Source organism: Streptomyces sp. NPDC020742 (genome assembly GCF_040641675.1).
Classification (GTDB): Bacteria; Actinomycetota; Actinomycetes; order Streptomycetales; family Streptomycetaceae; genus Streptomyces.
The window spans coordinates 830485-841756 of record NZ_JBFAEA010000001.1; the positions used below are offsets into that span (position 1 = coordinate 830485).

The 11272-nt window shown below is 75.0% G+C and carries 5 protein-coding genes; 4 read left to right on the top strand and 1 reads right to left on the bottom strand.

Annotated features, from left to right (window positions below; all coding sequences use genetic code 11):
* Positions 1 to 80 precede the first annotated feature (80 nt).
* From AB0G84_RS03620 to nudC, 4 genes are all read left to right on the top strand, one after another.
* Positions 81 to 3611: an ATP-dependent DNA helicase gene (locus AB0G84_RS03620; RefSeq protein ID WP_361314855.1), complete on the top strand. Its 3531-nt coding sequence runs from the start codon at positions 81 to 83 to the stop codon at positions 3609 to 3611.
* Positions 3612 to 3879: 268 nt separating this feature from the next.
* Positions 3880 to 7869: a UvrD-helicase domain-containing protein gene (locus AB0G84_RS03625; RefSeq protein ID WP_361314858.1), complete on the top strand. Its 3990-nt coding sequence runs from the start codon at positions 3880 to 3882 to the stop codon at positions 7867 to 7869.
* A 205-nt stretch (positions 7870 to 8074) separates the two neighbouring features.
* Positions 8075 to 9484 carry a dipeptidase gene (locus AB0G84_RS03630; RefSeq protein ID WP_361314861.1) on the top strand — a complete coding sequence of 470 codons (1410 nt, stop codon included), beginning with the start codon at positions 8075 to 8077 and terminating at the stop codon, positions 9482 to 9484.
* Between the two features lie 74 nt (positions 9485 to 9558).
* Positions 9559 to 10494: an NAD(+) diphosphatase gene (nudC, locus tag AB0G84_RS03635; RefSeq protein WP_361314864.1), complete on the top strand. Its 936-nt coding sequence runs from the start codon at positions 9559 to 9561 to the stop codon at positions 10492 to 10494.
* A 265-nt stretch (positions 10495 to 10759) separates the two neighbouring features.
* Here nudC and AB0G84_RS03640 read toward each other — a convergent pair whose 3' ends face one another.
* On the bottom strand, positions 10760 to 11005 hold the full coding sequence (locus AB0G84_RS03640; RefSeq protein ID WP_361314866.1) for a mycoredoxin: 246 nt from the start codon (positions 11003 to 11005) through the stop codon (positions 10760 to 10762).
* Positions 11006 to 11272 lie beyond the last annotated feature (267 nt).

An 11272-nucleotide genomic window follows, 5' to 3' on the forward strand; every position in this document is an offset into this window, starting at 1 on the left:
CGGCCGGCGCCCCGCACCGGGGCGGGCTCCGCACCGCATCCGCACCACGACAAGCACCCTCCTCAGGACCGGCGATCCACGTGAGTTCCTCCTTCTCGGCCGTTCCGCCGACGCAGCCCCACCGGGCGGCGCGGCGGGACGCCCCCGGCGCGTACCGCCTCGTACGCACCCCGCCGGAGCGGGTGGATTCTCCTGCCTTGGACGCAGCCCAGCGCGCTGTGGTTGACCACCGCCACGGGCCGCTGCTGGTGCTCGCCGGCCCCGGCACCGGCAAGACCACGACCCTGGTGGAGTCGGTCGCCCGCCGGATCCGGGCCGGCGCCGACCCCGAGCGGATCCTCGTGCTGACCTTCAGCCGCAAGGCCGCCGTCGCCCTCCGCGACCGGCTCGCCGCCCGGCTGCGGACCAGCTTCGTCCCGCAGGCCACCACCTTCCACTCCTACTGCTACGCCCTGGTCCGCGCCCACCAGGACGCCGACCTCTTCGCCGACCCGCTGCGGCTGCTGTCCGGCCCCGAGCAGGACCTCGCCGTCCGCGAACTGCTGGCCGGGCAGGCCGAGCTGGCCGCCGCCGGCCGGGCCGCGATCAGCTGGCCGGACGAGCTGCGCGCCTGCCTGACCACCCGCGGCTTCGCCGACGAGGTCCGCGCGGTGCTCGCCCGCAGTCGCGAACTGGGCCTGGGCCCGGACACCCTGGGCGCCTTCGCCCGCCGCACCGGACGCCCCGACTGGGGCGCCGCGGCCGGCTTCCTCGCCGAGTACCTCGACGTCCTCGACCACCAGGGCGCCCTGGACTACGCCGAGCTGGTGCACCGCGCGGTGCTGCTCGCCGGGCGCCCCGACGTCGCCGCCGGGCTGGCCGCCGCCTATGACGCCGTCTACGTCGACGAGTACCAGGACACCGACGTCGCCCAGGTGCGGCTGCTGCACGCGCTCGCCGGCAACGGCACCACGGCCGGCGCACCGGGTTCCCCGGGCCGCACCCTCGTCGCGTTCGGCGACCCCGACCAGTCGATCTACGCCTTCCGGGGCGCCGACGTGGGCGGCATCCTCGACTTCCCCGAGACCTTCCGGCGCGCCGACGGCACCCCCGCCCCGGTGGCCGTGCTCGGCACCTCCCGGCGCTCGGGCGCCGACCTCCTCGCCGCCACCCGGCTGCTGACCCGCCGGATGCCGCTGACCCGCCTGCCCGCCGACACCGTGCGCGCCCACCGGGAGCCGGTGCCCGTACGGGACGGCGGCCGGGTCGAGGTGTTCACGTACCCGACGCCCGGCGCCGAACTGGACAACGTCGCCGACATCCTGCGCCGCGCCCACCTGGAGGAGGGCGTCCCCTGGAACGAGATGGCCGTCCTGGTCCGCGCCGGCGGGCGCTCCATCCCCGCCGTGCGCCGGGCGCTCACCTCCGCCGGGGTCCCGCTCGACATCGACGGTGATGACCTGCCGCTGCGCCACGAACCCGCCGTCGCCCCCCTGCTCAGCGCGCTGCGGGTGGCGGCACGGGCGGCGCTGGCTCCTGCTGGCGCGCCGGGCGCCGGCGCCGGGGGCGTCGCTGGGGGCACGGACGCCGGGGGCACGGCCACTGGGGGCACGGACACCGGGGACGTCGTTGGGGGCACCGACACCGGGAGCGCCAACCTCGGGGAGGCCGTCGGGGGGACCGACACCGGGGGCACCGGGAGCCGCGGGGGCCGTGGGGGCACGGCTGCCGACGACACCCCCGCCCCGCCCCCGTGGCTCGATGCCGAAACCGCTCTCGACCTGCTGACCTCCCCCCTCGGCGGCATGGACTCCGCCGATCTGCGGCGGCTGGGCCGCGCCCTGCGCGAGGAGGAGCGCGCCGCCGGCCGGCCGCTGCCCCGCCCCTCCGATGAACTGATCGCCGGGGCACTGGCCGACCCCCGCCGCCTGATCGCCCACGACCCCGGCTACGCCCGCGGAGCCCAGCGGCTCGGCCTGCTGCTGCAGTCCGCCCGCGACCTCCTCGCCGACGGCGGCACCGCCGAAGGGGCCCTGTGGGAGCTGTGGAACGGCACCCCCTGGCCGCAGCGCCTGGAGCGGGCCGCCCGCCGCGGCGGCGCCGCCGGCCGCAACGCCGACCGCGACCTCGATGCGGTGGTCGCCCTCTTCGAGACCGCCGCCCGCGCCGAGGAACGCACCGGCGGCCGCGGCGCCCTCAACTTCCTGGAGGAGGTCGACGCCCAGGACATCGCCGCCGACACCCTCACCCGCCGCTCGGTACGCCCCGACGCCGTCCGGCTGATGACCGCCCACCGCGCCAAGGGCCTCGAATGGCGGCTGGTGGTCGTCGCCGGCGTCCAGGAAGGCCTCTGGCCCGACCTGCGGCGCCGCGGATCCCTGCTGGAGGCCGACCGCATCGGCCGCGACGGCCTCGCCCAACCCCTCCCCCCGGGCGCCCTGCTCGCCGAGGAGCGCCGGCTCTTCTACGTGGCCGCCACCCGCGCCCGCGACCGCCTGGTCGTCACCGCCGTGAAGGCCGCCGCCGACGACGGTGACCAGCCCTCCCGGTTCCTCACCGAACTCGGCGTCACCCCCCAGGACGTCACCGGACGCCCCCGCCGCCCCCTCGCCGTTGCCGCCCTCGTCGCCGAACTCCGCGCCACCACCGTCGACCCGGCCGCCGGCCCCGCCCTGCGCGAGGCCGCCGCCCAGCGGCTCGCCACCCTTGCCGCACTCCAGGACGACGACGGCCGGCCCCTGGTCCCCGCGGCCCACCCCGACACCTGGTGGGGCCTTGCCGAGCCCACGCACAACGGCGTTCCGCTGCGCGACCGCGACCAGCCCGTGGTCCTCTCCGGCAGCGCTCTCGACCAGCTCGCCCACACCTGTTCCCTCCAGTGGTTCCTGGGCCGTGAGGTCAAGGCCGACGCCCCCGCCACCGCCGCCCAGGGCTTCGGCAACGTCGTGCACGTCCTCGCCGACGAGGTGGCTTCCGGCCGCACCCCCGCCGATCTGGCCGTCCTGATGGAGCGGCTGGACTCCGTATGGGACGCGCTCGCCTTCGACGCCCCCTGGAAGTCCCGGCAGGAGAAGGACCACGCCCGCGCCGCCCTGGAGCGCTTCCTGCGCTGGCACGTCATGGAACGCGACACCCGCGACCGCGCCACCGTCGCCACCGAGCACGGCTTCGACGTCACCCTCCGCGCCGGCGACCATCAGGTCCGCATCCGCGGCAGCATGGACCACGTCGCCAAGGACGCCCAGGGCCGCGCCTACGTCGTCGACTTCAAGACCGGCAAACAGAAGCCGACCGGCCCCGAGGTCGCCCGCCACCCCCAGCTCGCCGTCTACCAGCTCGCGGTCCGCGAGGGCGCCGTCGACGACGCCTTCGACGGCGCCACCCCCGAAGCCGGCGGCGCCGAACTGGTCCACCTGCGCCTCGGCGCGCCCCAGAAGGAGGGCGGCGAGACCCTGCCCGCCGTACAGGCGCAGCCGCCCCTGGAGGGCGACTGGGTGGGGGAGTTGCTGGCCACCGCCGCCGGCCGCGTCCTGGAGGAGCGGTTCACTCCGACCACCGGCACCCACTGCACCCACTGCACCTTCCGCGCCTCGTGCAGCGCCCAGCCCGAGGGCCGGCACATCGTCGAATGACCGGCCCGGCGGTCCGCAGTCCGTTCCGTGACCGTGGCGCGCTGCTGGTCCGGCTGTTTTCTCCGGGACGGGGGCGCGCTGCTGGTCCGGCCGTTTCCTCTGGGAGCGGGGCGTCCTGCTGGCCCGGAGATCCGTTCCGTAACCGCAGGTGTCCTGCTGGTCCGGTCCTCTGTTCCGTGACCGTGGTGCCGACCCGCGCCCCCTCATGACCTGCACCGACGCCGCCGGCTGCGGGGAGTGTCAGTGCCGCCCGATACGGTTTCCGACTGTGTCAGCCCGTATCACCGACCCCGAGCAGCTCAAGGAGCTCCTCGGCATCCCGTTCACTCCGGAGCAGACGGCGTGCATCACCGCCCCGCCCGCCCCGCAGGTCATCGTGGCCGGAGCCGGCTCCGGCAAGACCACCGTCATGGCCGCCCGGGTGGTGTGGCTGGTCGGCACCGGCCAGGTAGCCCCCGAGCAGGTCCTCGGGCTGACCTTCACCAACAAGGCCGCCGGCGAACTCGCCGAACGCGTCAGAACCGCCCTGCACGCCGCCGGCGTCACCGACCCCGACCCCCTCCCGCCCCAGGACGGCACGGCCGACCAGCCCACCGGAGAGCCCCGGATCTCCACGTACCACGCCTTCGCCGGCCAGCTCCTCAAGGACCACGGCCTGCGCATCGGCCTGGAACCCAGCGCCCGGCTGCTCGCCGACGCCACCCGCTTCCAGCTCGCCGCCCGCACCCTGCGCGCCGCCCCCGGCCCCTACCCGGCCCTCACCACCTCCCTGCCCACCCTCGTCGAGGACCTCCTCGCCCTCGACGCCGAATTGGCCGAGCACCTCGTCGACCCGGCCACCCTCCGCGGCTACGACTCCGACCTCCTCACCGCCCTCGACGGCGTCAAGCTCAGCAACGCCGACCTGCGCAAGGTCCCCGAGACCGCCCGCGCCCGCAGGGAGCTCCTCGACCTCGTCACCGCCTACCGCGCCGAGAAGCGCCGCCGCGACCTCCTCGACTTCGGCGACCAGATCGCCCATGCGGCGACCCTCGCCACCACCCGCCCCGAGGTCGGCCGCATCCTGCGCGACGAGTTCCGCGTCGTCCTGCTCGACGAGTACCAGGACACCTCCGTCGCCCAACGGCTCCTGCTGTCCGGCCTCTTCGGAGCCGGAGCCGGAGCCGGGACCGAGGCCGGTGCCGGAGCCGAGACCGGGGCCGGTGCCGGGACTGCCACGGGGACGAACGCAGGCACCGGGACGGGAAGCACGACCGGGACCGCCGCTGCCACCGCTGCCGTGACCGGGGCCGGAACCCCCACCGGGACCGCCGCCACCGGGGCCGGGACCCTCGCAGGGACCACCGCCGGCACCCCCACCGGGCACGCCGTCACCGCCGTCGGCGACCCCTGCCAGGCCATCTACGGCTGGCGCGGCGCCTCCGTCGCCAACCTCGACGACTTCCCCACCCACTTCCCCTTCCCGGACGGCACCCCCGCCCGCCGGTTCGCCCTCAGCGAGAACCGCCGCAGCGGCGGCCGCCTCCTCGACCTCGCCAACGGCCTCGCCGCCCCCCTCCGCCGGATGCACGAGGGCGTCGAGGCGCTACGCCCCGCCCCCGGTGCCGAACGCGACGGTGTCGTGCGCTGCGCCCTGCTGCCCACCCACGCCGAGGAGATCGGCTGGCTCGCCGACTCCCTCGCCCACCTCGTGCGCACCGGCACCCCGCCCGGCGAAATCGCGGTGCTCTGCCGTACCGCCGCGGACTTCGCCCGCATCCAGGGCGAACTGGTCGCCCGGGACATCCCCGTCGAGGTCGTCGGCCTGTCCGGGCTGCTGCACCTCCCGGAGGTCGCGGACCTCGTCGCGGTCTGCGAAGTCCTCCAGGACCCCACCGCCAACGCCTCCCTGGTCCGCCTGCTGATCGGTCCCCGCTGGCGGATCGGCCCCCGCGACCTGGCACTCCTCGGCCGCCGCGCCCGCACCCTCGTCCACCGCGGCCCCGCCGGCACCGACTCCGACGACCCCGAGCAGCGCCTCGCCGAAGCCGTCGAAGGGGTCGACCCGGCCGAGACGGTCTCCCTCGCCGACGCCCTCGACACCTTCCTGGAGGCCGAGGGCCCCGACGACGGACTGCCGTTCTCGCCCGAGGCGCGGGTCCGCTTCGCCTACCTCGCAACCGAGCTCCGCGACCTGCGGCGTTCCCTCGGCGACCCGCTCATGGACGTACTCCACCGGATCCTGGCCACCACCGGCCTGGAGGTCGAGCTGTCCGCGTCCCCGCACGCCCTCGCCGCCCGCCGCCGCGAGACCCTCGGCACCTTCCTCGACGTCGCCGCCGGGTTCGCCGCCAAACAGGGCGGCGAATCCCTCGACGGCGACGCCACCCTCCTCGCCTTCCTCGGCTTCCTGCGCACCGCCGTCCAGTACGAGAAGGGCCTGGACAGCTCGCTGCCAGGAGGCGACAACACCGTCAAGGTGCTCACCGCCCACAAGTCCAAGGGCCTGGAATGGGACGTCGTCGCCGTGCCCGGCCTGGTCGGCAAGCAGTTCCCCAGCGAACAGGCCCGCGAGTCCTTCACCAGCCGGGCCAAGGTCCTCCCGCACGCCCTGCGCGGCGACGCCGCCACCCTGCCCGACGTCGACACCTGGGACGCCCGCGGCCTGAAGTCCTTCAAGGAGGCGATGAAGCACCACCAGGAGACCGAGGAACTCCGCCTCGGCTACGTCACCTTCACCCGCCCCCGCAGCCTGCTCCTCGGCTCCGGCCACTGGTGGGGACCCAGCCAGAAGCGCCCCCGCGGCCCGTCCGCCTTCCTGGAAGCGCTGCGCACCCACTGCGAAGCCGGACACGGCGAGATCGAGCACTGGGCGGAGCCCCCCGAGGAGGGCGCCGAGAACCCTGCCCTCGCCGAGGCCGCCACCGAACAGGCCTGGCCGCTGCCGCTCGACCCCACCGCCATGCTCCGACGCCGCCGCGCCGCCGCCACGGTCCGTGCCCACCTCGCCCGCCGAACCGGCCCGGGCGCGCCCGCCGCACCCGCCGCGCCCGGCCACGACCCGGAGTGGCCACCGCCGCCGGAGGACCTGTGGGACGCGCCACCGGAGGGCGGCGACGAAGCGGGCGGGCCCGTGGGGCCGTGGGCGGGCCCGGAGGAGCCATGGGCGGACCCGGAGGGGGAGTGGGAGACCGCGCCGTCGGACGACCTGCCCGAGGACGACCCGTTCGGCGAGGAGCCCTGGTACGGAGAGGCTCCGCCGTCGTACGGAGAGACTCCGCCGGCCGAGGCCACCCCCGCGGTCGACGACGTTCCGGCCACCGGGGACGGCCCGGCGCCCGGGGACCGTCCCGCCGACGAGACAGCTCCGGGGTACGAGGACGAACCGACGACCGCGGCCCAGGACGCCCCGCCGTCCCCGGACGCCCGGCCCCGCACCCCGCGCATCATCGCCCAGCGCTCCACCGAACCCGACGTGACCGAGGCCGACCTCGCCGACGCCGGCCTCATCGACCCCGAAGGTCCCCCCGGCACCACTGAGACACGGCCCGCCACCCTCCTCCCCGAGGAACACCGCACCATCCGCTCCTGGGACCGCGACCTGGAGGCCCTCACGGCCGAGCTGCGCCGTTCCCGCGCCACCGTCCGCGACGTCCCGCTGCCCGCCGCACTCAGCGCCACCCAGCTGCTGCACCTCGCCGCGGACCCCGACGGCTTCGCCCGCGAACTCGCCCGCCCGATGCCGCGCCCGCCCCGCCCCGGCGCCCGGCGCGGCACCCGCTTCCACGCCTGGGTCGAGTCCCGCTTCGAGGAGCTGACCCTGCCCCTGCTCGGCCCCGACGAACTACCCGGCGCCGACGAGGCCGAGGACCCCGACATCACCGACGAACGCGACCTCGAAGCCCTCAAGGAAGCCTTCGCCCGTACCCCCTACGCCCACCGCACCCCGCACCGCGTCGAGGCCCCCTTCCAGCTCACCCTCGCCGGACGGGTGATCCGCGGCCGTATCGACGCCGTCTACAAGGAGCGCGGCCCCGACGGCGACCGCTACGAGATCGTCGATTGGAAGACCGGTCGCGCCCGCACCGCCGACCCCCTCCAACTCGCCGTCTACCGCCTCGCCTGGGCCGAGCGGCACGGCCTGCCGCCCTCCGCCGTCGGCGCCGCCTTCGTCCATGTGCGCAGTGGCGAGGTCATCAGACCCGCCCGGCTGCCCGGCCGCGCCGGACTGGAGCGCATCCTGCTCGGCGAGACCGGCGAGACCGGCGAGACCGACTAGAGCGGCGAGACCGGCAACGCAGGCGAGACCGCCAGGACTGAAGCGACCGCCAGGATTGTCGGGACCGCCAGGACTGCCGCGACCCCCGGGACTGCCGGGACTACCAGGACCGCCGGAACCGCCGGGACTGCCCCGACCACCGGAACCGCTGATACCGCCGATGCCGCCGAGAAGCCGCCTCCCGAAGGCCGATAGGCTCGGTCGTATGAGCACAACCCCGGACAGCGCCGTCCACGCGTACCTCACCCGCCACCGCGAGGCCTTCCTCGACGACCTCGCCGAGTGGCTGCGCATCCCCTCCGTGTCCGCCGACCCGGAGCGCGCCGGCGACGTCCGCCGCAGTGCCGCATGGCTCGCCGCCAAGCTCACCGACACCGGCTTCCCGACCGCCGAGATCTGGGAGACCGAGAACGGCGGCCTGCCCGCGGTCTTCGCCGAATGGCCCTCCGGCGATCCCTCCGCGCCGACCGTGCTCGTCTACGGCCACCACGACGTACAGCCCGCCGCTCGCGAGGACGGCTGGCACACCGACCCCTTCGAGCCGCAGACCGTCGACGGCAAGCTCTACGCACGGGGCGCTGCCGACGACAAGGGCCAGGTGTTCTTCCACACCCTCGGCGTGCGCGCCCACCTCGCCGCGACCGGCCGCACCGCCCCCGCGGTCAACCTCAAGCTGCTCATCGAGGGCGAGGAGGAGTCCGGCTCCCCCAACTTCCCGGCCCTGATCCAGAAGCACGCCGACCGCCTCGCCTGCGATGCCGTGATCGTCTCCGACACCGGCATGTGGGGCAGGGACACCCCCACGGTCTGCACCGGCATGCGCGGGCTGACGGACTGCCAGATCGACCTGTACGGCCCCGACCAGGACATCCACTCCGGGTCGTTCGGCGGTGCGGTGCCCAACCCCGCCACCGAGGCCGCCCGACTGGCCGCCGCCCTGCACGACGACGACCGCCGCGTCGCCGTCCCCGGCTTCTACGACGGCGTGATCGAGCTCACCGACCGCGAGCGGGAGCTCTTCGCCGAGCTGCCCTTCGACGAGGAGGAGTGGCTGCGCACCGCGCACTCCCACGCCCCCCTCGGCGAGGCCGGCAGTACGACCCTGGAGCGCATCTGGGCCCGCCCCACCGCCGAGGTCAACGGCATCGGCGGTGGCTACCAGGGCCCCGGCGGCAAGACCATCGTCCCGTCCACCGCCCAGCTCAAGCTCTCCTTCCGGCTCGTCGCCGGCCAGAACGCCGACGCCGTCCAACAGTCCGTACGCGACTGGGTCGCCGACCGACTCCCGGCCGGCATCCGCCACACCCTCACCTTCTGGGGCGCCACCCGCCCCTGCCTCACCCCGCTCGACCACCCCGCACTGCAGTCCGTCGCCCGCGCCATGGGGCGCGCCTTCGGCCAGAAGGTCCGCTTCACCCGCGAGGGCGGCTCCGGCCCGGCCGCCGACCTCCAGGACGTCCTCGGCGCCCCGGTCCTCTTCCTCGGCATCTCCATTCCGTCCGACGGCTGGCACGCACCGAACGAAAAGGTCGAGCTCGACCTGCTGATGAAGGGCGTCGAGACCGCCGCCCACCTGTGGGGCGACCTGGCGGAGAACTGGCAGCCGCCGGCCTGACCGCGCCCGCACCGCCGCCCGCGCCGCGCCGTACGCAGCAATCACCCACGCCATAGGGGGAGTTGGAAACAGCAGTGACCACCTGGACCGAGCACACCGCCGACCGGCCGATCACCTTCAGCGCGCCGAGCGGCATCGACCGCTCCGCCCATCACCGTCTCGACGAGGCATGGCTGGCGGCGGCCTGGAGCCACCCGACGACGCGCGTCTTCGTGGTGTCCGGCGGCCAGGCCCTGATCGATGACACCCCCGACGGTCGCACCGAGCTGATCATGACGCCGGCCTTCGAGGCGCCGCTGTCCGAGGCCCACCGCTACTACCTCGGCACCGACGACGACGGCGTCAGCTACTTCGCCCTGCAGAAGGACACCCTGCCGGGCCGCATGGACCAGTCCGCGCGCCCGGCCGGTCTGCGCGAGGCGGGCCTGCTGCTCTCGCCCCGGGACGCCGGCCTGCTCGTGCACGCCGTCGCTCTGGAGAACTGGCAGCGCCTGCACCGCTTCTGCTCGCGCTGCGGTGAGCGCACGGTGATCGCGGCGGCCGGCCACATCCGCCGCTGCCCGGCCTGCGGCGCCGAGCACTACCCCCGTACCGACCCGGCCGTGATCATGCTCGTGACCGACGAGGAGGACCGCGCCCTGCTCGGCCGCCAGGTCCACTGGCCCGAAGGCCGCTTCTCCACCCTCGCGGGCTTCGTGGAGCCGGGCGAGTCCATCGAGCAGTCGGTGGCCCGCGAGGTCTACGAGGAGGCGGGCGTGGTCGTCGGCGACGTCGAGTACGTCGCCAGCCAGCCCTGGCCCTTCCCCTCCAGCCTGATGCTGGGCTTCATGGCCCGCGCCACGTCCTCGGAGATCAGGGTCGACGGTGAGGAGATCGAGGAGGCCCGCTGGTTCTCCCGCGAGGACCTCCGGGCCGCCTTCGAGTCCGGCGAGGTCCTCCCGCCGTACGGCATCTCCATCGCCGCCCGTCTGATCGAACTCTGGTACGGCAAGCCGCTCCCGAAGCCCTGAGCGCTACACCGCACGGGCCGTGCGCGGGGCTGCCGGGGGCGGCCCCGCACACGGCCCGGAGCGGTCGGTCTGAGCGGACGGCCCGGAGCGCATGGCCCGGAACACCCGGTCCGGAACACCCGGCCCGGTGCGCGCGGCGCCGAGCCGGAGACGCGAGTGAGCAGCCCGGACGACGGGCCGCCGGCCTGACCCCACGGGGGCTCAGGCCGGCGGGCTGACCGGCACGTCCGGACTCAGGCAGGCGGACTGACCGGCACGTCCGGCCTCAGGCCGCCCCGACCTTCTGCTTGACCTGCGCCAGCGACGGGTTGGTCAGCGTCGAACCGTCGGCGAAGAGCACGGTCGGCACCGTCTGGTTGCCGCCGTTCGCCTTCTCCACGAACGCCGCGGACTCCGGGTCCTGCTCGATGTTGATCTCCGTGTACGCGATGCCTTCACGGTCCATCTGGCCCTTCAGCCGACGGCAGTAACCGCACCAGGTCGTGCTGTACATCGTCACAGTGCCCGCCATGTGTCCGCGCTCCTTCGTCATTCGTGATTCGTACCGCCCACTCGGCGCGGCCACGGACCACAACGTACGGGACGCCCCGGCAATTCCCACGCCCTGCCCGCCCGCCCCGTACGGCCCTGCCCTGCTCCGTACTGCCTTCAGCGTTTCGTCCCTAGCCGTCGTTCCGTGGGCTGTGGGCTGTGGGCTGTGGGCTGTGGGCTGTGGGGCGTTCGCCGTGGGTTGTGGGCCTTGGGTTGTGGGGCGTGGGGCGTGCGCCGCGCGGCGGCG